The organism is Actinocorallia lasiicapitis (genome assembly GCF_054778695.1).
Genome location: NZ_BAAGZI010000037.1, coordinates 1 through 22,214, shown reverse-complemented (window position 1 = coordinate 22,214; position 22,214 = coordinate 1). Strand labels below are relative to the sequence as shown.

20 protein-coding genes and 1 tRNA gene are annotated in these 22,214 nt (G+C 69.1%); 13 read left to right on the top strand and 8 right to left on the bottom strand.

Going from position 1 to position 22,214, the window contains the following annotated elements; genetic code table 11:
- Window positions 1–2: 2 nt before the first annotated feature.
- From yidD to rpmH, 3 genes are read right to left on the bottom strand one after another with little or no spacing between them, the layout of a single operon-like run.
- Window positions 3–323 carry a membrane protein insertion efficiency factor YidD gene (yidD, locus tag ACYVE7_RS07225; RefSeq protein WP_460363776.1) on the bottom strand — a complete coding sequence of 107 codons (321 nt, stop codon included), beginning with the start codon at window positions 321–323 and terminating at the stop codon, window positions 3–5.
- 16 nt (window positions 324–339) lie between these two features.
- Window positions 340–723 carry a ribonuclease P protein component gene (gene rnpA / locus ACYVE7_RS07220; RefSeq protein ID WP_460363775.1) on the bottom strand — a complete coding sequence of 128 codons (384 nt, stop codon included), beginning with the start codon at window positions 721–723 and terminating at the stop codon, window positions 340–342.
- A gap of 9 nt (window positions 724–732) precedes the next feature.
- On the bottom strand, window positions 733–870 hold the full coding sequence (gene rpmH, locus ACYVE7_RS07215) for a 50S ribosomal protein L34 (RefSeq protein WP_344828919.1): 138 nt from the start codon (window positions 868–870) through the stop codon (window positions 733–735).
- Between the two features lie 357 nt (window positions 871–1,227).
- Here rpmH and dnaA point away from each other — a divergent pair, with 357 nt between their 5' ends.
- The 9 genes from dnaA (at window position 1,228) to ACYVE7_RS07170 (ending at window position 13,266) form a co-directional block, all read left to right on the top strand.
- A complete protein-coding gene (gene dnaA / locus ACYVE7_RS07210; protein ID WP_460363774.1) occupies window positions 1,228–3,003 on the top strand; it encodes a chromosomal replication initiator protein DnaA in 1,776 nt (591 codons plus the stop codon).
- Window positions 3,004–3,631: 628 nt separating this feature from the next.
- Complete coding sequence (dnaN, locus tag ACYVE7_RS07205) at window positions 3,632–4,765, top strand: DNA polymerase III subunit beta (RefSeq protein ID WP_460363773.1); 1,134 nt, start codon at window positions 3,632–3,634, stop codon at window positions 4,763–4,765.
- Between the two features lie 241 nt (window positions 4,766–5,006).
- The gene (gene gnd / locus ACYVE7_RS07200; protein ID WP_460363772.1) at window positions 5,007–5,882 is read left to right on the top strand and encodes a phosphogluconate dehydrogenase (NAD(+)-dependent, decarboxylating); all 876 of its coding nucleotides are present in this window, start codon (window positions 5,007–5,009) and stop codon (window positions 5,880–5,882) included.
- A 74-nt stretch (window positions 5,883–5,956) separates the two neighbouring features.
- A complete protein-coding gene (recF, locus tag ACYVE7_RS07195; RefSeq protein ID WP_460363771.1) occupies window positions 5,957–7,075 on the top strand; it encodes a DNA replication/repair protein RecF in 1,119 nt (372 codons plus the stop codon).
- Window positions 7,068–7,544 carry a DciA family protein gene (locus ACYVE7_RS07190; RefSeq protein WP_460363770.1) on the top strand — a complete coding sequence of 159 codons (477 nt, stop codon included), beginning with the start codon at window positions 7,068–7,070 and terminating at the stop codon, window positions 7,542–7,544. The genes recF and ACYVE7_RS07190 overlap by 8 nt, the downstream gene beginning before the upstream one ends.
- A 265-nt stretch (window positions 7,545–7,809) precedes the next feature.
- Window positions 7,810–9,753 carry a DNA topoisomerase (ATP-hydrolyzing) subunit B gene (gyrB, locus tag ACYVE7_RS07185; protein ID WP_460363769.1) on the top strand — a complete coding sequence of 648 codons (1,944 nt, stop codon included), beginning with the start codon at window positions 7,810–7,812 and terminating at the stop codon, window positions 9,751–9,753.
- Window positions 9,754–9,800: 47 nt separating this feature from the next.
- Window positions 9,801–12,338: a DNA gyrase subunit A gene (gyrA, locus tag ACYVE7_RS07180; protein WP_460363768.1), complete on the top strand. Its 2,538-nt coding sequence runs from the start codon at window positions 9,801–9,803 to the stop codon at window positions 12,336–12,338.
- Window positions 12,335–13,117 carry a DUF3566 domain-containing protein gene (locus ACYVE7_RS07175; protein ID WP_460363767.1) on the top strand — a complete coding sequence of 261 codons (783 nt, stop codon included), beginning with the start codon at window positions 12,335–12,337 and terminating at the stop codon, window positions 13,115–13,117. Before gyrA ends, ACYVE7_RS07175 begins: the two co-directional genes overlap by 4 nt.
- A gap of 75 nt (window positions 13,118–13,192) precedes the next feature.
- Window positions 13,193–13,266, top strand: a tRNA-Ile gene (locus ACYVE7_RS07170).
- Between the two features lie 17 nt (window positions 13,267–13,283).
- Here ACYVE7_RS07170 and ACYVE7_RS07165 read toward each other — a convergent pair.
- On the bottom strand, window positions 13,284–14,525 hold the full coding sequence (locus ACYVE7_RS07165) for an MFS transporter (RefSeq protein ID WP_460363766.1): 1,242 nt from the start codon (window positions 14,523–14,525) through the stop codon (window positions 13,284–13,286).
- A 153-nt stretch (window positions 14,526–14,678) separates the two neighbouring features.
- Between ACYVE7_RS07165 and ACYVE7_RS07160 the strand changes: the two genes are divergently transcribed.
- The 4 genes from ACYVE7_RS07160 to ACYVE7_RS07145 are packed head-to-tail and all read left to right on the top strand — an operon-like array spanning window position 14,679 to window position 19,266.
- A complete protein-coding gene (locus tag ACYVE7_RS07160; RefSeq protein ID WP_460363765.1) occupies window positions 14,679–15,848 on the top strand; it encodes an acyl-CoA dehydrogenase family protein in 1,170 nt (389 codons plus the stop codon).
- A gap of 21 nt (window positions 15,849–15,869) precedes the next feature.
- Entirely contained in the window at window positions 15,870–16,160 is a 291-nt protein-coding gene (locus ACYVE7_RS07155) for a hypothetical protein (RefSeq protein WP_460363764.1), read from the top strand.
- A complete protein-coding gene (locus tag ACYVE7_RS07150; protein WP_460363763.1) occupies window positions 16,157–17,422 on the top strand; it encodes a TrpB-like pyridoxal phosphate-dependent enzyme in 1,266 nt (421 codons plus the stop codon). The genes ACYVE7_RS07155 and ACYVE7_RS07150 overlap by 4 nt, the downstream gene beginning before the upstream one ends.
- On the top strand, window positions 17,419–19,266 hold the full coding sequence (locus tag ACYVE7_RS07145) for an alpha/beta fold hydrolase (RefSeq protein ID WP_460363762.1): 1,848 nt from the start codon (window positions 17,419–17,421) through the stop codon (window positions 19,264–19,266). Before ACYVE7_RS07150 ends, ACYVE7_RS07145 begins: the two co-directional genes overlap by 4 nt.
- Here the strand turns inward: ACYVE7_RS07145 and ACYVE7_RS07140 are convergent.
- The 4 genes from ACYVE7_RS07140 to ACYVE7_RS07125 all read right to left on the bottom strand — a co-directional run.
- Entirely contained in the window at window positions 19,253–19,480 is a 228-nt protein-coding gene (locus ACYVE7_RS07140; protein ID WP_460363761.1) for an acyl carrier protein, read from the bottom strand. The genes ACYVE7_RS07145 and ACYVE7_RS07140 overlap by 14 nt on opposite strands.
- 21 nt (window positions 19,481–19,501) lie before the next feature.
- Window positions 19,502–20,185 (bottom strand): Crp/Fnr family transcriptional regulator, encoded by a 684-nt coding sequence (locus ACYVE7_RS07135; RefSeq protein WP_460363760.1) that lies wholly within the window; start codon window positions 20,183–20,185, stop codon window positions 19,502–19,504.
- Between the two features lie 87 nt (window positions 20,186–20,272).
- The gene (locus ACYVE7_RS07130) at window positions 20,273–21,508 is read right to left on the bottom strand and encodes a type III PLP-dependent enzyme domain-containing protein (protein ID WP_460363758.1); all 1,236 of its coding nucleotides are present in this window, start codon (window positions 21,506–21,508) and stop codon (window positions 20,273–20,275) included.
- Window positions 21,508–22,214, bottom strand: a 707-nt coding sequence (locus ACYVE7_RS07125) for a class I adenylate-forming enzyme family protein (protein ID WP_460363757.1), incomplete at its 5' end; no start/stop codon positions are given. The genes ACYVE7_RS07125 and ACYVE7_RS07130, both read right to left, overlap by 1 nt.

The window sequence follows — 22,214 nt, the reverse complement described above, 5'->3', positions numbered from 1 at the left end:
GGTCAGCTCCTAGCGATATCTGTGTCTGAAGGCTCAATGGTCGTACGTCCGGCGGAAGATCCGTTGGTACGGCGCGCAGGCACGGGATCGTACCCGCCGGGATGGAACGGGTGACAACGGGCGATCCGGGCGATGGTCAGCCAGCCGCCGCGCAGGGCTCCATGGGTCTGGAGGGCCTCGAGCCCGTAGGCGCTGCAGGAAGGTTCGAACCGGCAGGTCGGCGGCAGCAGCGGGCTAATGACCTTGCGGTAGCCCTTGACGACGCCGATGAACAGCCAGGCGACCGGACCGGTCCTTCGCTGCTCACTCACTCGATGTTCCATCTGCTCGGGGTTCGCATCACTGCCCCTTGGCCGTCTGCTTCAGCAACCGGCCGAGGGCCGAGTCGAAGTCCTTGGCCAGTTCCTCCGCGGGCGCTCCCGCCGCTTTCGGGTTGGCCCGCACAACCAGCAGGCTACCCGCCGGAAGCCGGGGCACGTGGTCGCGGGCGAGGTGCCGGAGCCGCCGCTGCACCCGGTTGCGGACGACGGAGTTGCCCACGGCCTTCGAAACGATGAAACCGACGAGGGGGTTCCCCGCCGGTTCACCGTCCGCCCCGTCCGCGGTGGACGGGTCGGGAAGATATAGGTGCGCAACGAGATGCGGCCGCCCTGCGCGATTACCGCGCCGGACGGCCAGCGTGAACTCGTGGCGCCGCCGCATCCGATGACCGGAGGGCAGCATGGTGGGTCGTCAGACCGCGATGGAAGCGCGGCCCTTGCGACGGCGCGCGGCGAGGATCGCCTGGCCGGCACGGGTCCGCATCCGCAGCCGGAAGCCGTGCTTCTTGTGACGACGACGGTTGTTCGGCTGGAAAGTACGCTTGCTCACGGCTGCTCCTGCTGCGTTCGTTGCTGCTCTGGTAGGTGGTCGCATCGCGGGCACGTTTGGTCCCTCGCAGCGGGGGCCCGCCCTCTTAGAAAACAGACGGGCACGCGTCACCACCATCGATGCGACTCGACCGTAGAACGTTACGTTCTTCTCCCACCCCCGGTCAAACGGAACGGGCTGACCAGCCTTGATCCATACCCGATCCGGCCACCGGACGAGTTATACACAGCCTGTGTACAAACCTGTGGATGAAACATGAGAGAGTAGGGGCTCCCGTTTCGAGAACGTCCCCCTGAGCAGGGTGTGGGCCCGGAATCGGGGGGCACCACTGATGCATCGCTACGGGGAGGCGCAAGCATGGACGGGCACGACCTCGAGTCGCTCTGGAACCGGTCCGTCGACGCCCTCCCGGAAGTGCCGGCGCACCAGCGCGCCTGGCTCGGAGTGACCAGGCCGATCGGGATCTTCGACGGGATGGCGCTGCTGGCCGTCCCGAACGACTTCGCGAAGAAGACGCTCGAGCAGCGTGTCACATCTCTCATCGAACAGACGCTGTCCCAGGAGCTCGGCCACCAGATCCGGGTCGTCCTGACGGTCCAGCCGGACATGTCCCGTCCGGCGGCCCCGCAGCAGCAGTACGTCCAGCCGCCCCCCCAGCAGCTTCCGCCGCAGCCGCACTACCCCGAGCCGCAGCGCCCCACCTATGGGCAGCCCTCGCCGTTCGACCAGCAGCAGCCGCAGCAGTACGAGCCCGCCCCGTTCGAGCAGCCCTACGACCAGGGCCAGCCGCAGGCCCCCCAGCAGCAGTTCGAGCAGGCCCCGCAGCAGTACGTGCCGCAGCAGCAGTCGTTCCCCGAGCCCGCCGAGCCGGGTTATGCACAGGAGTCTCCCCAGCACGGCCGGCGCGGTGCGCAGGAGCAGGCCCCCGCCGCCACGCACCACATCACCGGGCACACCTTCGCGGGCCCGCCGCAGACCGAGCAGAAGTTCGCCTCCTACGCTCCGCCGCCGGTCGAGCCGAAGCAGGAGCAGGGCTCCTCCCCCGCTCCCTGGCAGGGCGGTACCCCGGCGGGCGCCAAGACCACGATCGAAGCGGCCCGGCTCAACCCCAAGTACACGTTCGAGACCTTCGTCACGGGCGCGAGCAACCGGTTCGCCCAGGCGGCGGCCGTCGCGGTGGCCGAGTCGCCGGCGAAGGCGTACAACCCGCTGTTCATCTACGGCGAGTCCGGTCTCGGCAAGACCCACCTGCTGCACGCGATCGGCCACTACTCGCGCAGCCTCTTCGACGGCGCCCGGGTGCGGTACGTGAGCTCGGAGGAGTTCACCAACGACTTCATCAACGCGATCCGCGACGGCAAGGCCGAGGGCTTCCGCCGCCGCTACCGCGACGTCGACATCCTGCTCGTGGACGACATCCAGTTCCTGGAGGGCAAGGAGCAGACGCAGGAGGAGTTCTTCCACACCTTCAACACGCTCCACAACGCCAACAAGCAGATCGTCATCTCCTCGGACCGGGCGCCCAAGCAGCTCATCACCCTGGAGGACAGGCTCCGCAACCGGTTCGAGTGGGGTCTGATCACCGACGTCCAGCCGCCCGAGCTGGAGACCAGGATCGCGATCCTGCGGAAGAAGGCCGTCCAGGAGGGTCTGGCCGCGCCGCCGGACGTCCTGGAGTTCATCGCCACGAAGATCTCCACCAACATCCGGGAGCTGGAGGGGGCGCTGATCCGGGTCACCGCGTTCGCGAGCCTCAACCGGCAGTCGGTGGACCTGCGTCTCGCCGAGATCGTCCTCAAGGACCTGATCCCCGACACGGGCGGCTCCGAGATCACCGCGGCCGTCATCATGGCGCAGACGGCGACCTACTTCGGGATCGAGATCGACGACCTGTGCGGCGCCTCGCGTTCGCGCGTCCTGGTGACGGCCCGGCAGATCGCGATGTACCTGTGCCGTGAGCTCACCGACATGTCGCTGCCGAAGATCGGCCAGCAGTTCGGCGGCCGCGACCACACGACCGTCATGCACGCCGACAGGAAGATCCGCTCGCTGATGGCCGAGCGCCGCTCCATCTACAACCAGGTGACGGAACTGACCAGCCGGATCAAGCAGCAGTCGCGCGGCGGCCGTTAATCCTGTCGCACTAGTCACGATTTGCCCGAATTCACCGCGCTCTTTTCCACACAGCCTGGGGAAAAGTCTGTGGATCATTGGGGACAAGTCTGGGGACAACCGGTGGATAACCTGAGGATAACCAGTGGATGACTTGTGGACGTCCTGTGGACACGGAAACACCGGGGAAAAACGACCGGTGGACGAGTCGGTGGACAACCTGGGGAGAACCTGTGGGCAACCTGTGAATGGGCTGGGGACGAAGCGCGTTGCCCACAGGACGCAATGATCGACTTACCAAGACTGTCGGTCCCCTATGTCACCATTCGACACGGCGCAGGGGCCGACCGGTGGAAAACCTGGGGAGAACCGGTGGACAAGCAGGGGATGAGGTGGGGACGGTGTGGGGACAAGAATCGGTCGTCCACAGGACGCCCGGTTGCCCACAGCCCGCCGCCCACAGGACCGGTGGAGAAAAATCCGCCCCTGAGCTGCGGGGAAACAGGTTTTCCACGGTTTCCACAGTCCCTAAGACGATGACTGCTCTATGTCTAACTAAAGAAAATGATTCAGAACCAACTAGGGCCCTGGGGATCAACCTTCCCGATGAGCCCACCTTCAAAACCCTCAACGACAGGAGGCGGGGTCCGTGAAGTTCCGCATCGAACGTGACGCTCTGGCCGACGCAGTGGCCTGGACGGCAAGGACGCTCCCGCAGCGCCCACCCGTCCCGGTGCTCGCCGGAATGCACCTGGAAGCCACCGAGGAGCGCCTGAAGCTGTCGGCGTTCGACTACGAGGTCTCCGCGCAGGTGTCGGCCGACATCGACTGCCAGGAGCCCGGTACGGCGCTCGTGAGCGGCCGGCTGCTCGCCGAGATCTGCCGCGCGCTGCCGCTGAAGCCCGTCGAGGTCACCACCGACGGCGCGAAGGTCATGCTGCAGTGCGGCTCGGCGAAGTTCACACTGCTCACCATGCCTGTGGAGGACTACCCGTCCCTGCCGCCGATGCCGCCGGTCGCGGGCTCGGTCGTCAGCGACGAGTTCGCCTCCGCCGTCGCCCAGGTCGCGATCGCCGCGGGCCGCGACGACACGATCCCCATGCTCACGGGCGTGCGTGTGGAGATCGACGGCGACACCGTGACCCTGGCCTCGACCGACCGCTACCGGCTCGCCGTCCGGGAGCTCAAGTGGAGCCCGGAGTCGCTGGACGCCACCGGCACCGCCCTGGTCCCGGCGAAGACCCTCGCCGACACGGCCAAGTCGCTGACGTCCGGCGCCGAGGTCAAGGTCTCCCTGGCCACCGGTGAGGGCGGCCTCGGCGAAGGCATGATCGGCTTCGAGGGCGGCGGCCGCCGCACCACCTCGCGGCTGCTCGACGGCGACTTCGTGAAGTACCGGAGCCTGTTCCCCGCCGAGTACGCGGGCTACGCCGAGGTCCAGACCGCGGCGTTCGTCGAGGCCCTGAAGCGCGTCGCGCTGGTCGCGGAGCGCAACACCCCGGTCCGGCTGTCGTTCCGGCAGGGCGAAGTCGTCCTGGAGGCCGGCACGGGCGACGAGGCACAGGCTGTGGAGGCCCTGGAGGCCACGCTGGAGGGCGACGACATCGACATCGCGTTCAACCCCGGCTACGTCCTCGACGGGCTCGCACAGATCGGCTCAGACACCGCCAGGCTCTCCTTCACCACCCCGACCAAGCCGGCGGTGCTCACGGGCAAGCCGCTCGAGGACGGCGGGAGCCCGAACTACCGGTATCTGATCATGCCGGTGCGCCTCAGCTCCTGAGAGGTTATCCCCAGCCTGTGACACAGGTTTTCCCGCCCTGTGGACGACCGGTTCGTCCACAGGGACGGGAAGCCTGTGGACCACCTGTTGATCAATTTGTGGATAACGCCGAGTGATCATGTTCATGGTGTTTCCTGGGTAGGAGCCTCCTGTGGAGGAGTAGCTTTGACGGCGCGATCCCACAAGGAACGGACATCTCATCCCCCGGCCTGGCCGGGGATTCTCCCTACCAAGGAGCGGCATGGAACTCGGCCTCATCGGACTGGGCAAGATGGGCGGGAACATGGCCGAGCGGCTGCGCCGCGGCGGCCACACGGTCGTGGGCTACGACCGCGACCCGGCCATCAGCGATGTGAATTCCCTGGAAGAGCTCGTCGCCAAGCTCCCCGCGCCGCGCGTGGTGTGGGTGATGGTCCCGGCCGGCGCTCCCACCCAGGCGACGATCGAGGAGCTCGGCGAGCTGCTGTCCCCCGGCGATCTGGTGATCGACGGCGGCAACTCCCACTATGTGGACGACCAGCGGCACGCCGTCGAACTGGCGGAGAAGGGCATCGGCTTCGTCGACTGCGGCGTCTCCGGCGGCGTCTGGGGCCTGGAGAACGGCTACGCGTTGATGGTCGGCGGCACCGACGAGCACGTCGCGATGGGCCAGCCGATCTTCGACACCCTCAAGCCGGCGGGCCCGTTCGGCTTCGTCCACAGCGGCGCGGTCGGCGCGGGCCACTTCGTGAAGATGGTTCACAACGGCATCGAGTACGGCATGATGCAGTCCTTCGCCGAGGGCTACGAGCTGATCAAGGCGTCGGGCATCGTCACCAACGTGCCGGAGACCTTCCTGAGCTGGCAGGAGGGCACGGTCATCCGGTCCTGGCTGCTTGACCTGCTGAACATCGCGCTCGCCGAGGACCCGGACCTCGCCGACATCCGCGGTTACGCACAGGACAGTGGAGAAGGCCGCTGGACCATCCAGGCGGCTGTGGACCACGCCGTCCCGCTGCCCGCGATCACGGCCTCGCTGTACGCGCGGTTCGCCTCCCGGCAGGACGACTCCCCCGCCATGAAGGTGATCGCCGCGCTCCGCAACCAGTTCGGCGGCCACGCTGTGGAGAAGAAGTAGCAGCCTGTGGAAAACAGGGCGTCCGCTCGCCGGGCGCCCTTTTCCACAGGGCGACTGCCGTAATCTCGTCTCTCGTGCACGTCGCCCATTTGAGCCTCGCCGACTTCCGCTCCTACGCCACCGCAGAGGTGCCCATGGAGCCGGGCGTCAGCGCGTTCGTGGGCCTGAACGGCCAGGGCAAGACCAACCTCGTCGAGGCGGTCGGCTACATCGCCACGCACGGCTCGCACAGGGTCGCCACCGACGCGCCGCTGATCAGGCAGGGCGCGGCGCGGGCGATCGTCCGGGCCAAGGTCGTCCGCGACGTCCGCGAGGCGTACATCGAGCTGGAGATCAACCCGGGCCGCGCCAACCGCGCCCGGCTGAACCGGGGCTCCGTCCCCAGGCCCCGGGACATCCTGGGGATGCTGCGCACCGTCCTGTTCGCGCCCGAGGATCTGGCGCTGGTCAAAGGCGACCCCGGTGAGCGCCGCCGCTTCCTGGACGAGCTGCTCACCACCAGGACGCCCCGGTTCGCCGGGGTTCGCTCCGACTACGACCGGGTGCTGAAGCAGCGCAACGCCCTGTTGAAAACCGCCGCGCAGCAGCGCCGCGCCCCGTCCACAGACCTGTTGACGACGCTCGAGGTCTTCGACACCCACCTCGCCCAGGTCGGCGCGGAACTGCTCGCCGCCCGGATCGCGCTGGTGGACGAGCTCGCCCCCCTCGTCGCCAAGGCGTACGCGGAGCTCGCGCCGTCCGGCGGCGCGGCGCTCGAGTACAAGTGCTCGCGCGAAGGAGAGTTGTCCACAGACCGTGCACAGCTCGTGGCGTTCCTGTTGACGGGCATGGAGGAGGCCCGCCGCCAGGAACTCGCCCGCGGCACCAGCGTCGTCGGCCCGCACCGCGACGAACTCCTGTTGAAACTCGGCGACTTCCCCGCCCGCGGCTACGCCAGCCACGGCGAGTCCTGGTCGTTCGCGCTCGCGCTCCGGCTCGCCGCCTACGAACTGCTCCGCGCCGACGGCGACGACCCCGTCCTCATCCTCGACGACGTGTTCGCCGAACTCGACTCCTCCCGCCGCCGCCGGCTCGCCGAGATGGTCTCCCCCGCCGAACAGGTGCTGATCACCGCGGCCGTCCCCGAGGACGTCCCCAGCGAACTGTCGGGGGCCACCTATAACGTCACGTCCGGGGAGGTGGCCCTTGTCTGAGGAAGAGCAGCCGAAGAAGACCGGTGTCGAACTGGCGCGCGAGGCCCTGGCCCAGGCGCGCGCCGACGCCGCCAAACGCCAGTCCGTGCCCGGTCAGCGCCGCAAGAACACGGTGCGGAGCGTCCGGGATCCGCGTCGTGGCCGCACCGATCCGCAGCTCTTCGGTGCCAACATCAAGAAGCTCCTGGCCGAGCGCGGCTGGGAGGAGAAGGCGGCCGTCGGCGGGGTCTTCGGCAACTGGGCGGGGATCGTCGGGCCGAACATGGCCGCCCACACCCAGCCCGGCGCGTTCGAGGACGGCGAGCTCGTCGTCAACTGCGACTCCCCCGCCTGGGCCCAGCAGGTGCGGCTGCTCGCCGGCCAGCTCGTCAAACGGCTCAACGAGGAGCTCGGCGACAACACCGTGCGCAGGGTCAAAGTGGTCGGCCCGCAGGCGCCCAGACGTCCTGGACAGTGGCGCGTCCGCTGAGACGTTTTGGACATGCCTGGTGCCTCTGTCAAGCCGCACGTACGCACCAGTACCCCCCGGGTGCAGTAGGGGGACATCTGCTGAGAGCCCTCAGCGCGTCTCAGACGACTTGAGGGCCCGTCAGTGCCACTTTTCAGCTCCTGACCCGGTAGACTGACTGTGGGTACAGGACACTGCACCGTGCTGGCGTGCCGACCACGGCACGCCCTTAAGTGTGTTACGGGGCATACGCAAACGGTGGGTGTCCCCGGCAGGAGGCTTCCCTTTGTCGTATGACGCTAGTTCCATCACCGTTCTCGAAGGCCTGGAAGCGGTACGCAAGCGCCCCGGCATGTACATCGGCTCCACGGGTGAACGAGGGCTCCACCACCTCGTTTACGAGATCGTGGACAACGCCGTGGACGAGGCGCTGGCCGGGCACAACGACCGCATCGTGGTGACCCTCCGCAAGGACGGCGCGGTGCAGGTGCGCGACTGGGGACGCGGTATCCCCGTCGGGATGCACCCTGTGGAAAAGGTCCCCGCCGTCCAGCTCGTGCTGACGACCCTGCACGCGGGCGGCAAGTTCGACAGCCAGTCCTACGCGGTCTCCGGCGGTCTGCACGGTGTCGGCGCGGCCGTCGTCAACGCGCTGTCGACCCGGCTGGACGTCGAGGTCAGGACCGACGGCAGCCACTGGCGGCAGTCCTACAAGATCGGCGCGCCGCAGGGCCCGCTCTCCCAGGACGAGCCCGCCGAGGACACCGGAACGACGGTGACCTTCTGGGCCGACCCGGACATCTTCGAGACCACCGAGTACAGCCGCGAGACCCTGAGCCGCCGCCTCCAGGAGATGGCCTTCCTCAACCGCGGTCTCAGCATCACGCTGATCGACGAGCGCGAGGGCCACGAGGCCGAAGACGGCGAGCCGTTCAAGGTGACCTACATGTACGAGGGCGGCATCGCCGACTTCGTCCGGCACCTCAACGGCAAGAAGGAGCCCGTCCACAACTCGGTCATCGACTTCGGCGCCGAGGGCGACGGCATCGCCGTCGAGATCGCGATGCAGTGGAACGGGTCCTACACCGATTCGATCTACAGCTTCGCCAACACCATCAACACCGCCGAGGGCGGCACCCACGAAGAGGGCTTCCGCGCCGCGCTGACGGGCATCGTCAACAAGTACGCGCGCGACCAGAAGCTGCTCAAGGAGAAGGACGACAACCTCACCGGTGAGGACGTCCGCGAAGGCCTGACCGCGATCATCTCGATCAAGCTGTCGGACCCGCAGTTCGAAGGGCAGACCAAGACCAAGCTCGGCAACACCGAGGCCAAGTCGTTCGTCCAGAAGACCTGCAACGACGTGCTCAAGGACTGGTTCGACCAGAACCCGGGCGAGGCCAAGGCGATCATCGACAAGGCGTCGCAGGCGGCCCGCGCGCGGATCGCCGCACGTCAGGCCCGCGATCTGACCCGTCGCAAGTCGCTGCTGGAGACCACTTCCCTGCCGGGCAAGCTGTCGGACTGCCAGTCGACGGATCCGCGCGAGTCCGAGATCTACATCGTGGAGGGCGACTCGGCCGGCGGTTCGGCCAAGGGCGGCCGCGATCCCAAGTTCCAGGCCATCCTGCCGATCCGCGGCAAGATCCTGAACGTGGAGAAGGCCCGGATCGACAAGGTCCTCAAGAACAACGAGGTCCAGGCCATGATCACCGCGCTGGGCGCGGGCATTCATGACGAGTTCGACATCACCAAGCTGCGGTATCACAAGATCATCTTGATGGCGGACGCCGACGTCGACGGCCAGCACATCCGCACGCTGCTGCTGACCCTGCTGTTCCGCTTCATGAAGCCGCTGGTCGAGGCCGGGCACGTCTTCCTGGCCCAGCCGCCGCTCTACAAGATCAAGTGGAACACCACGGGCACCGACTACGAGTACGTCTACTCCGACAAGGAGCGCGACGCCGCGATCGCCGCCGGAGTCGCCAACGGCAAGCGCGACCCGCGCACCCGCGAGGGCGTCCAGCGCTTCAAGGGTCTCGGCGAGATGAACGCCGACGAGCTGTGGTCGACCACGATGGACCCGGCCCGGCGCGTCCTGCTCCAGATCACCCTGGACGACGCGGCGCAGGCCGACGACCTGTTCTCGGTCCTGATGGGCGAGGACGTCGAGGCGCGGCGCGGTTTCATCCAGCGGAACGCCAAGGACGTCCGCTTCCTGGACATCTGATGTCCCTTCACAACTTCTTGACCGCTGACGCAGTAAATGGGGATTAAGTGACTGAAGTGACCGAGGGGCCGCAGCACGACCGCATCGAGCCGGTCGACATCCAGGTGGAGATGCAGAAGTCGTATCTCGACTACGCGATGTCGGTCATCGTGGGCCGCGCGCTTCCGGACGTCAGGGACGGGTTGAAGCCCGTCCACAGGCGTGTGCTGTACGCGATGTACGACGGCGGCTACCGGCCCGACCGGGGCTACTTCAAGTGCGCGCGCGTCGTCGGCGACGTCATGGGTTCCTACCACCCGCACGGTGACTCCTCCATCTACGACGCGCTCGTCCGGCTCGCCCAGCCGTGGTCGCTGCGGTACCCGATGGTCGACGGGCAGGGGAACTTCGGTTCGCCCGGCAACGACCCGGCCGCCGCGATGCGGTACACCGAGTGCCGGATGGCGCCCCTGGCGATGGAGCTGCTGCGCGACATCGACAAGGAGACCGTCGATTTCTCGCCGAACTACGACGGCAAGCAGCAGGAACCGGACGTCATGCCGGCGCGGTTCCCGAACCTGCTGATCAACGGTTCGGCGGGCATCGCGGTCGGGATGGCGACGAACATCCCGCCGCACAACCTGCGCGAGGTCGCCGACGGCGTCAAGTGGTACCTGGACAACTACGGGGCGTCGGACGAGGAACTGCTCGAGGCCCTGATCGAGCGGGTGAAGGGCCCCGACTTCCCGACGGGCGCGCTGATCGTCGGCAAGCGGGGCATCGAGGACGCCTACCGGACGGGCCGCGGCTCGATCACGATGCGGGCGATCGTCGAGGTCGAGGAGATCCAGAACCGGACGTGCCTGGTCGTCAGCGCGCTGCCGTACCAGGTCAACCCGGACAACCTGGCGTTGAAGATCGCGGAGCTGGTCCGTGAGGGCAAGCTGACCGGGATCGCGGACGTCAAGGACGAGACCTCGGGCCGCACCGGCCAGCGGCTGGTGATCGTGCTGAAGCGCGACGCGGTCGCGAAGGTCGTCCTCAACAACCTGTACAAGCACACGCAGCTCCAGGAGACGTTCGGCGCGAACATGCTGGCGCTGGTCGACGGGGTGCCGCGGACGCTGCGGCTCGACCAGTTCATCCGCAACTGGGTGATCCACCAGATCGAGGTGATCGTCCGGCGGACCCAGTTCCTGCTGCGGAAGGCCGAGGCGCGGGCCCACATCCTGCGCGGTCTGCTGAAGGCGCTGGACCGGATCGAAGAGGTCATCGCGCTGATCCGGCGGAGCCCGTCGGCGGCGGACGCCCAGCAGGGCCTGATGAACCTGCTGGAGATCGACCAGCTCCAGTCGCAGGCCATCCTCGACATGCAGCTCCGGAAGCTGGCCGCCCTGGAGCGGCAGTCGATCATCGACGAGTACGAGTCGCTGATGGCGGAGATCGCCGACTACAACGACATCCTGTCCTCGCCGGAGCGGCAGCGTTCGATCATCGACGACGAGCTGGCGACGATCGTCGAGAAGTTCGGCGACGAGCGCCGCACCGAGATCATCCCGTTCGACGGCGACATGTCCATCGAGGACCTGATCGCCGAAGAGGACATCGTCATCACGATCACCCGCGCGGGCTACGCGAAGCGCACCAAGACCGACCTGTACCGTGCGCAGCGGCGCGGCGGCAAGGGCGTGCGGGGCGCGCAGCTCAAGCAGGACGACATCGTCGAGCACTTCTTCGTGACGACGACCCACCACTGGGTGCTGTTCTTCACCAACAAGGGCCGGGTGTACCGGGCGAAGGCCTACGAGCTGCCCGATTCCGGTCGGGACGCGCGCGGCCAGCACGTCGCGAACCTTCTGGCGTTCCAGCCCGACGAGACCATCGCCCAGGTGATGGACCTGCGCGACTACGAGGTGGCCCCCTACCTCGTGATCGGCACCAAGGGCGGAATGATCAAGAAGACGGCGCTGTCGGCGTACGACTCGCCGCGCGCCGCCGGCCTCATCGCGATCGACCTCAAGGACGACGACGAGGTGATCGCGGCCCGGCTCGCCTCCCCCGAGGACGACCTGCTGATGGTCTCGACGTCCGCGCAGGCGATCCGCTTCCACGCCGACGACGACCAGCTCCGCCCGATGGGCCGCGACACCCGCGGCGTGATCGGGATGCGGTTCGAGGAGGACGGCGCGATCCTCGACCTCCACGTCATCCACCCGGGCGAGGACGAGGAGGTGCTCGTGGCGACCGAAGGCGGCTACGCGAAGCGCACCCCGGCCGACCAATACCCGGTTCAAGGACGTGGGGGCAAGGGAGTGCTCACCGCTAAGATCGTGCAAAACCGCGGCAGGCTGGTGGGCGCGCTCATGGTACGTCCCGAGGACGAGGTGTTCGCTATGACGTCGAGCGGTGGCGTCATTCGGACCAGTGCCGGTGAGATCAAACAGTCCGGCCGTCAGACCATGGGGGTTCGGCTCGTCAACCTCGCGGAAGGCGGATCCGATGTCGTGGTCGCCATCGCGAGGAACGTAGAGTCCATCGAGACCGACCAGGACCTCGAGGGCTCTGTGGACATCGAGCCGGGGGAAGAGGGAAGTGAGAGCTCGTGAGTACGACCTCTAGCCAGGAGAACAAGGCGAACGGCGCCAAGCCCGCCGTCGAGGACACCACGGCCGACGAGGCGGTCCCCGCGCAGGCGGAGTCCGTGACCGAGGTGACCGAAGGTTCCGATGCGGAGCCCGGGAAGGAGTCTCCGGCGGAGGCGACGGTGATCGACCCGCCGTGGACGGCCGCCGCCGAGCCCTCGGATTCGGTCTTCGCCGACCGCGCTCCCGGCGCGTCCTTCAGCCCGCCCGAGGTGCTCGACGGTTCGGGCGCGTCGGCCGTCGAGCCGGCCCCGGTCGTCACGGCGCCTGTGGACAAGCCGGTGGCCAGCGCCGCGGGGTCGTCCCTCGGCGCCCGGCTGGGCCGCGCGATCAGCTCCTCGGACCCGGGGGACGGGAAGACGGCGCGTAAGGCGCACCTGCAGGTGTCGCGGTTCGAGCCGTGGTCGGTGATGAAGTTCTCCTTCGTCATGTCGCTGGTCTGCTTCGTGGTGCTGTTCGTGGCCGTCACGGTCCTGTACATGATCCTGAGCGGGCTCGGTGTCTTCGACTCGATCACCGAGGCGATCAACCAGACCACGCAGTCGTCGTCCAACTCGTCCGGGACGTCGGGCACGGACGCCGCCACCTGGTTCAGCGCCGGCCGGATCCTCGGCTACACGGCGCTGATCGGCGCGGTGAACGTCCTGCTGATCACGGCGCTGACCACGGTCGGTTCGGTCATCTACAACCTGGCCGCCGACTTCGTGGGCGGTGTCGAGGTCACCCTCAAGGAGGCCGAGTAACCCAGTTCGCGTTGCTCTACGAGATGCAGTAACCTTTCATCTCGTTGCCGGGGATTCTCCCCGGGTGCAACGCCCGGGCGTATAGCTCAGTCGGTTAGAGCGCATCCCTGATAAGGATGAGGCCCCAGGTTCAAGTCCTGGTACGCCCACCGGAAGAAACACCAGCTCAAGGGCCGGTTCCCTCGATTGAGGGGACCGGCCCTTCTGCGTTGCTCGTGGCGGCGGTGACGGCCAAGGGGAGGGCCGTGGAGGTGAGGGTGAAGAGGGTGGCGAGGGCGAGCCAGCCGGGGGTGCCGTGGGTGATGACCAGGAGGGTGACGATGGCGGGGCCCAGGACGTGCTGGGCGCTGAGGCCCAGGGTGAAGGTCGACAGGTATTCGGCGCGGGCCTGGGGTGGGGCCAGGGAGTAGGACAGGGACCAGCCGCCGGCCGACTGGAGGAGCTCGCCCAAGGTCAGGAAGGTGACCGCGCCCACCAGGAGCGCGACGGCGAGGGCCGGTCCTGGGAAGGCCGCGAGCAGGTAGAGGACGCAGGCCAGGGCCAGGGCGAGGCCCGCGCGGCGGAGGGCGCGGAGTCCGCCGGCGGTGGACTCGGTGTCGCGGGTGGCGCGGACCTGGAGGAGGACCGCCAGGACGGTGTTGACGATGAGGAGCGGGCCCGAGATCGAGCGGGGGGCGTCGGTGTGCTCGATCGCCCACAGCGGGGTCGCGACGAACAGCAGCGACATGTGGAGGCCCAGCACCCCGTTGAGGGCGGCGACCCGCAGGTAGGCGGTGTCGCGCAGGGCCGTCAGACGGACTTTGCCCAGTTTGGCGGGGGCGCCCGCCGGGTCGGCGGCGGCCATGCCCGGGGCCCGGGTGAGGATCACGGAGGCCAGGACGAACGTCACGGCGTTGCCCAGGAAGATCGCTAGGAAGGCGCCCTTGGTTCCGATGGCGAGGGCGATCGTCGCGAGGCCCGCGCCCGCGGTGTAGCCGACGTTGTACATGACCCGCAGCTTCGCCATCAGCGCCACCCGCTGCTCGGCGCCGACGACCCGTTCGACGATCGCCTGGTAGAGCGGATGGCAGGTCTGGTCGCCGACCGACAGCAGCGCCGAGATCAGCAGGAACTGCCAGAAACTCCCGGTGAAGGCGTAGGCGCAGAAGCCCGCCGCCCGCGTCAGGTTCATGACGGTGAGGGTGCGGCGGGGCCCGATCCGGTCGGCGATCCAGCCGACCCTGGCGAGCGAGACGAAGCCGACCAGGCCGGCCAGCGACAGTCCCGCGCCGACCTCCCCGGTCGATAGTCCGGCGAACCGGGTGAAGTAGAGGATTCCGCCCGCCAGATAGAGCCCCGACCCCACCGAATCGATCAGGCTGACGATCATCAGGGTCAGTTCGGTTCTGCGCGTCGGCGACTCGCTCATCCGCGGTTCCCCCCTCGGTCAGGCCGCTGCCGAGATCGAAACTAGGTCGTCCGGTTCCGCGCCGGATGCTCACGAGTGAGCATCCGGCGGGCGCGGCGTCTGCCTAGGGTGACCAGGCCCGAGCTCGCGGGTCGAGAACGTGGGAGGACGCGGATGCCGGACGTCACGGCGATCGACCTGGCCCAGGGCGCCGCCAAGATCCTGCTGGAGGAGGCCGCGGCGGTGGACGCCGAGGCGCTCTTCCCCGAACGCGGTCTGGCCACGCTGCGCGACAGCGGTCTCATGGGTCTGCTGGTTCCCGTCGAGTACGGCGGGCTCGGCGCCGATCTCCGGACGTTCACGCAGGTGGTGGCGGTGCTGTCCGGGGCGTGCGCGTCCACCGGGATGATCTGGGCGATGCACCAGCAGCAGGTCACGGCCCTCGTCAGCGCCGGAACGCCGACGCTGCGCGCCCGGCTGCTCCCCGAGATCGCCGCCGGACGGGTCTATCTGGCCTCGGTCACCTCCGAACGCGGCAAGGGCGGCCACTTGCTGAGCGCCCGCCAGCCGGTCGTGCCAGGCCCGGACGGCCTGCTGATCGAGCGGGACGCGCCCGTCGTCACCGGGGTGTCGGCCGCCGACGGGTTCCTGATGACGATGCGGTCGGGGCCGCGGGAGCCGGAGTCGTCGGTCAGCCTGGTCTATGTCGGACGGGACCAGGCCGAGGTCACCGTCACCGGCTCCTGGGACCCCCTGGGGATGCGGGCCACCGACAGCAGGGCCGCCCTGATCCGCGCGACGGTCCCGGCCGACCAGGTCGTCGGGGAGCCGGGAGGCTTCCGCCGGATCGCGCTGCATCCGTTTGTGACGACCGGCCACCTCGGCTGGGCCGCCTGCTGGCTCGGCGCCGCCCAGTCCCTTTTCCGCCAGTTCGTTGCGATGCTCCGCTCGCCCCGGCAGCGCAAGGCGTTCGCGTTCGGCGAGGACGTGTTCGGTATCCGGCTGGCCAGGATCCGGCTGCTGCTCGACACCGTCTCGGCCTATCTGGCGCGGGTCGTCGCGGAGGTGGAGCGGCTGGACGCCACCGGCGGCGACCCCGAGGACGCGGCGTTCCAGCTCCACGTCAACGGGCTCAAGGTCGTCGCGTCGGAGCAGCTCTTCGCGGCGGTCGACCAGCTCATGACCCTCGCGGGACTGCGCGCCGGCTATCTGCGCGACCCGGCGTTCCCGCTGGAGCGGGTCTTCCGCGATCTGCGCGCCGCAGCCCTGAACTACGCCAACGACCGGCTGCTGGTGGCCAACGGCTGGCTCACCGCGCTGGATCGCGATGTCGCGCTTCTCTAGCCCGCCGCACCGGAGGTCGCCATGACCGGCATCCAGCAGACCGCGTTCGACCGCGCCGCGGAGGTGGTGCTGCGCCGGTTCGGACAGGAACTCAAACTCGCCGACGGCCATCCGGCGCTCACCCCGGCGGAACCGCTGATCTCCGGACGGCTGGGGTTCTCGTCGTTCTCCTTCGTCCGCGCCGTGATCGCGGTCGAGGACGAGGTGGAGGTCGAGCTCGCCGACGACGTGTTCGACACCGTGCACCGCTGCGGGACCATCGGCGACGTCATCGGCGTCGTGACCCGCGCGCTGGAGCAGGAGGGCCGGTGAAGGTCCCCGACCGCTGGTACAACCTGCGCGCCGACCTGGCCCTTGACCTGCCCGACGACCTGCCGTCGCCGTACGCGAGCGGCGGTCTGCGCCCGCAGCTTCCGGCCGCGCTGATCCGCCAGGAGCTGTCGGGCGCGCGGGAGATCTCGGTTCCCGGCGAGGTCATGGACCGCTATCTCGCCTGGCGGCCCACCCCGCTGGTGCGGGCCCGCGCGCTGGAGCAGGCGCTCGACACTCCCGCGCGGATCTACTACAAGTACGAGGGCGGCAACCTGTCGGGGAGCCACAAGCTCAACACGGCCGTCCCGCAGGCGTTCTACTACGCCAAGGCGGGGGCTGAGCGGCTGGCCACCGGGACGGGCGCGGGGCAGTGGGGCACCGCTCTGGCCGTCGCGGGCGGCATGTTCGGGCTCGGGACGGTCGCGTTCATGACCCGGGCGAGCCATGACGCCAAGCCCTACCGGCGCGTGATCATGGAGCTGCTCGGCTGCCGGGTCGAACCGGTCGAGGGCAATCTCGCGGCGGCGCTGGCCGCGGCGCTCGAGGAGGCCCGCGTGGCCGACGGCACCCGGTTCGCGACCGGCAGCGGCGAAGGCTACTCGCTGCTGCACCAGACCGTCATCGGGCAGGAGGCGGCCGATCAGCTCGCGCAGCTCGGCGAGCGTCCCGACGTGGTCCTCGCCTCGCTCGGCGCGGGCAGCAACTTCGGCGGGATCGCCTTCCCGTTCCTCGGGGCGGCCCACCGGGACGGCCACACCGTCCGTGCCGTCGCCGTCGAGCCCGCCGCCTGCCCGAAGCTCACCAGGGGCCGCTACGCCTACGACTTCACCGACTCCTCCCGCCGCACCCCGCTGCAGAAGATGTTCACGCTCGGCTCGGAGTTCAAGACCCCGCCGATCCACGCCGGAGGGCTGCGCTACCACGCCACCGCGAAGATCATCAGTGCGCTGCGGGCGGCGGACCTCATCGAGGCCGTCGCCTACACCCAGGCCGAGGTGTTCGGCAGCGCCGTGACCTTCGCCCGGCTCGAGGGGATCCTGCCGGCGCCCGAGGCCGCGCACGCCGTGCACGGCGCGGTCCGTGAGGCGATCGCCTGCCGCGAGGAGGGCCGGGCGCGGACCATCCTGTTCTGCCTGAGCGGCCACGGCATGTACGACCTGGCCGCCTACGACGAGTTCAAAGCCGGCCGGCTCACCGACGTCGTCCCCTCCGACGCGGAGATCGAACGGTCGCTGGCCCGCCTGCCCGAGGTGGTCGTGTGACGGCCGTCCTGGTCGCCGGGCCCGGTCTTGCGCTGGCCGACGCGCTGGCCTCGGAGTACCGCGCCCGGGGGGCCCGCGTGCTCGGCCCCGGGACGTCCGAGGCCCCCGACGAGGTCGTCTTCGCCGCCCTCGGCCCCCTGGTCGCCGTGCCCGAGCGGGCGCTGCGCGCCGACTGGGAGGCCGCCGTCCCCCTGCTCGACCGCTGCCACACCTGGGGCTCCCCCTTCACCTTCGCCGGACCCGCACACGGCGCCGACCCCGGATACGACCAGCTCCTCGACGTCCTGACCCAGAGCGCCGTACGCGGCGGCGTCGCCCTCCGGACGATCACGACCGGCCCCGTCCTACCGGCCGCCGGGACGCCCGCCGGAGCCGCCCTCCTGGCCGCCGCACTCCACTGGACCCGCTCCTACGTCCACGACCGCGACCCCTCCCACCTCACGGCCCGCCCCCTCCGCGTCCTCGGCTCACCCTCAGCCCTGGTCGACGTCACCCCCGCCAAGGAAGCGGCCGCCGCGATCGCCGCCGGACACCCGCCCATCCCGCGCACCCTCCCGCTCCCAGAGCTCCTCGCCCTCCTCGGCACCACCCTCGGCTGCAAAGTCCTCCTCACCGAAGACCCCGCCGACCTGACCACGATCGACCACCTGCTAGCCGCCCGCCTCGGCACCTTCGCCGCCACCCTCACCCACCCCTCCCCCACCCCGTCAGGCACCGCCACCCACCTCCGAACCGTGCCAACCCCCGTCCCGTCAGACGACGACGCACACCTGCGAACCGTGCCAAGCCCCGGCTCTCCAGGCGACGGGCGGCTTCGAGTCCGGCCAGGCACAGGCTCGCCGGGTGGTACCGGACGCTCTCGAACTGGGCCAAGCTCCGGCTCGTCCGACGATGCCGAACAACTCCGGACTAGCCCAGGCTCGTCGGACGACGACGGGCGGCTCCTAGCCCGGCCAGGGTCCGGCTCGTCGGGATTGGTCCGTGATGACAGGTGGCTTCGGACTCTGCTCGGGCCCGGCTCACAGGGATCGTCGCGTGATGAAGGACGGGTGGGGGCGGAGCCCTTGGTGGTGGTCAATGCGCTTGGGCAGGGGGGTGAGTATTGGACGCGGTTGCTGGCTCGGCTCGGGGAGGGGCGTCCGGCTCTGCTGTACTCGCCCGCCGCGGACGGGCCGGACGGTGGGGTCGCGACCTTTGAGGATCATCTTGTGGGTCTGGACGACTTCGTGGTGGCGCATGGGGGCGGGCCGGTGCATCTGGTCGGGTGGTGCACCGGGGCGAAGACGGTTCTGGCTTATCGGTCGCGGCATCCTGGACGGGTTCGGTCGGTCACCCTGCTGAACCCGGCTTTTCGGCATCCCGGCCGCGCGGTGGAGCTCGACAGCGACTACGAGCGGCGGCTCGACGACGTCGCGAGGCTGCTGGGGGATCGGCCTCGGTATGCGGGGCGGATGGCGCGGGTGCTGAGCGCGGGACTGTTCGCCGAGGCGCGGCCGTCCGATGAGCAGGGCGCTGCCCGGGTGCTGGTCGCGGCGGCCCACCCCGAGCTGGACGACGCGCGGAGCCGGCCGTTCGCCGATGAGGGGGCGCTGCTGGCGTACACGGCGCAGCTGCGCGAGTTCTGGAGCCGTGACGTCCGGGCGGACGCGGCCGGGGTGACGGTTCCGCTGCTCGTCATCGCCGGGACCCTGGACGAGATCGTCACCCTGGAGGGGATTCGCGCGGCGGTCGGGGCACTCCCCCGGGCCCGGCTGGTGGAGCTGGAGTTCGCGACCCACTACGCCATGTTCGACCGGGCGCAGGAGGTCGCGGAGCTCATCGACGACCTGGTCAGGACGGTCTGAGCGCGTCCCAGAGCCGTCCCGGCGTGGTGAAGGCGTCCACGAGGCGGCTGTCGGGGATGACCGCGCTGAACTCGTCCTCCAGCTCGACGATCAGCGCGACCGCGGCCATCGAGTCGAGGCCGTACTCGCGCAGCGGCGAGTCCGCGGCGAGGTCCTGGTCGGCGGGGAGGAATCTCAGGTGGCGGCGCACGATGGACAGGAAGGCGGGATCCACGAGGGCTCCAGGGGGTCGGGTTCAGGCGGTCTGGCGGGCCCGGTCGGACAGGAACGCGCGGAGATGGCTCTGCTTCACCACGAGGTAGGAGTCGCGGGAGACGTGGATCATGCCGGTCTCCTGGAACTGCTTGAGGAACAGTCCGACCCGGGAGCGGGTCGTGCCGACGATCTGGGCGAGGTCCTCGTGGGTGAACCGGCTGGTGATGATGGTCCGGTCGCCCCGGTCGATGCCGAGCTGGTCGGCGAGCATGATGAGGATGGCCGCGAGCCGCTGCACGCTGTCGACGGTGACCAGAAGGGTGATCGTCTCCTGGAGCGCCTGCATCCGCCGGGCCTGGTAGCGCGACCAGTCGTCCACCAGGCCGCGAGCCGCGACGACCTCCATGAACCGCAGCCGGGGGATCTTCAGCAGCCTGACATCGGTCATGGCCGTGGTCGTCTCCCGCCGAACCGGCTGGAAAACACATGATTCGCCGAATATATCGTTCGCGGTGTAGACGCTAAGAATGCAGGACTTGCCGTTCTCTGAATAGGAGCTCACCTTAACGGTTCCCCTATCGATCAGGTAGAGATAAGAGTCTTTCTGTCCGACGGTGTAGATGCTGGACTTCGACTCTTTCTCCAGGAGGAACAGTCCTCCGGAAAAGCACTCACGTAGCGTCGAGACGAGCCGGTCGGAAGCCCGGTACCCAGAGATCGGCATGTCCATGAGGCAGCGCCACCCCGCGCCTTGATGAAGTGAATTTCATTAATTGTCGCATGGCAGGCGTTACGGGGCCGTTAATTATTACTAACCCGGATGGGGTTGGGTAATAAATCTCCGAGCAATTGTTGGACGGGATATGGACAGGAGTTCCGGACCGTCCACGACGATCTCGCAGGCGGCCGGATGACCGAGAAAAGCCAGGAGCCCCGCGGTGAGCCCGTACGCCCCGACGTTCGGGACGACCACGAGATCACCCGGATGCAGCTCGGGCAGGGGGACGCCCTGGCTCCAGGTGTCCAGCGGGGTGCACAGCGGCCCTGCGACGGTGCAGTCGGGAACGGTGGCCTTTCGGGCGTCAATGGTCAGCAGATCGGGCACGATCCGCGGAATTCTTCGCAGCCCCGACATTCCGCCGAGATGGTTGATCCCGGAATCCAGGACGACGAACGTGCGCCCCTTGGATTTCTTCACATCCAGAACTCCGCAGACGAGACGACCGCATCCCCCTGCCAAGTGGCGCCCCGATTCGAAGGAGATCAACGGCAGTCCGTCCCGCCATCCGGGAAAGGACACGTCCAGAACCTGTTCCAGCCGGGGCCGCAACGCCCGGAAATCCGGCCGGTCACCGGAACGGGCATAGGGCATTCCGAATCCGCCGCCCAGATCGATCTCCGACGGGCGTGTGCCGAGTGCCGCCGCGATTTCGGCGGCCAGCCGGACGCTCGTCGCGAACTGCCGGAACAGCACCTCGACGTCCTCGATATTGGTGCCCATGTACAGGTGCAGCCCGGTGACGCGTGCGGCCCCGCTGAGCCGGAAGAGTTCGGGACGGGCCAGGATCCACGAGGCGTCCGCGCCGAACACCGAAGCGGTGCCCGTCATGGACAGGCCCATGCCCGGCACGGCCTCGTCGGCGTTGACCCGCAGCAGGCAGTCGGCCTCGACCCCGGCCGCCGCCGCGTGCGCCCCGACCCTGGCCAGATCGGTGGGCGAGTCCACCGAGAATCTGCGGATCCCGTGGCGCAGCGCGGTGTCCAGATCGCGGGGGCTCTTGCCGGGGCCCGTCATCAGGACGTGGCCTGCGGGAAACCCGGCGTCCAGCGCCGCCCCGACCTCGCCGCTGGAGGCGATCTCGGCATGGCAGCCGAGCCCGGCCAGGACCGAGGCCACGTCGGGATGCGGGTTGGCCTTGACCGAGAAGTACAGCCGGCTCGGTTCGGGGAGCGCGGCGCGCAGGCCCGCGACGGCCAGCCGCAGATCCGCGCGGTCGTAGAGGCAGAAGGGGGTGCCGTGGGCGGCGCCGAGCGCGGCGAGCTCCATCAGCCGGCCACGCCCAGCGCGGCCAGCGCCCGGCGGTCGATCTTCCCGTTGGCGCCGAGCGGCAGCTCCGCCAGGACCAGGCAGCGGGCGGGCACCTTGAAGTCCTCCAGCCGTTCGGCCAGCTCCGTGAGCACCTCCCCCGCGGTGCGGTCGGCGCTCACCAGCAGCGCCGACCCTCCCCCGTCGGCGGGCGGCAGCAGCGCGGCCTGCCGGACGCCGGGGATCTCCAGCGCGGCGGCCTCGACCTCGGTCGCGCTGACCCGGAAGCCGTTCTGCTTGAACAGGTCGTCGCGGCGTCCGTCGAAGTAGAGGTGGCCTTCGTCGTCGAGGTGGCACTGGTCGCCGGTGAACAGCAGCGGACGTCCGAACTCGTCGCGCCGGAACCGCCGCGCGGTGAGCTCCGGCGCCCGCCAGTACCCCGACATGACGTGCCGTCCCCGCACGACGAGCTCGCCGACCTGCCCGGCGGGGAGAGCCGCACCGTGCTCGTCGACGATGCGGAGTTCGGTGTCGCGCAGCGGAAGGCCCAGCGATCCGGGACGGTCGAGATCGGCGTCCGGCGCGCCGATCGTCACCCGTTTGCACTCGGTCAGCCCGAACATCGACACCACGCCGAGTCCGGGGATCGCCGCGCGCAGCCGTCGCGCGGTGCCGCCCGGCAGGACGGCGCCCGAGCTCGTCACCAGCCGCAGGCTCAGGGGGGCGC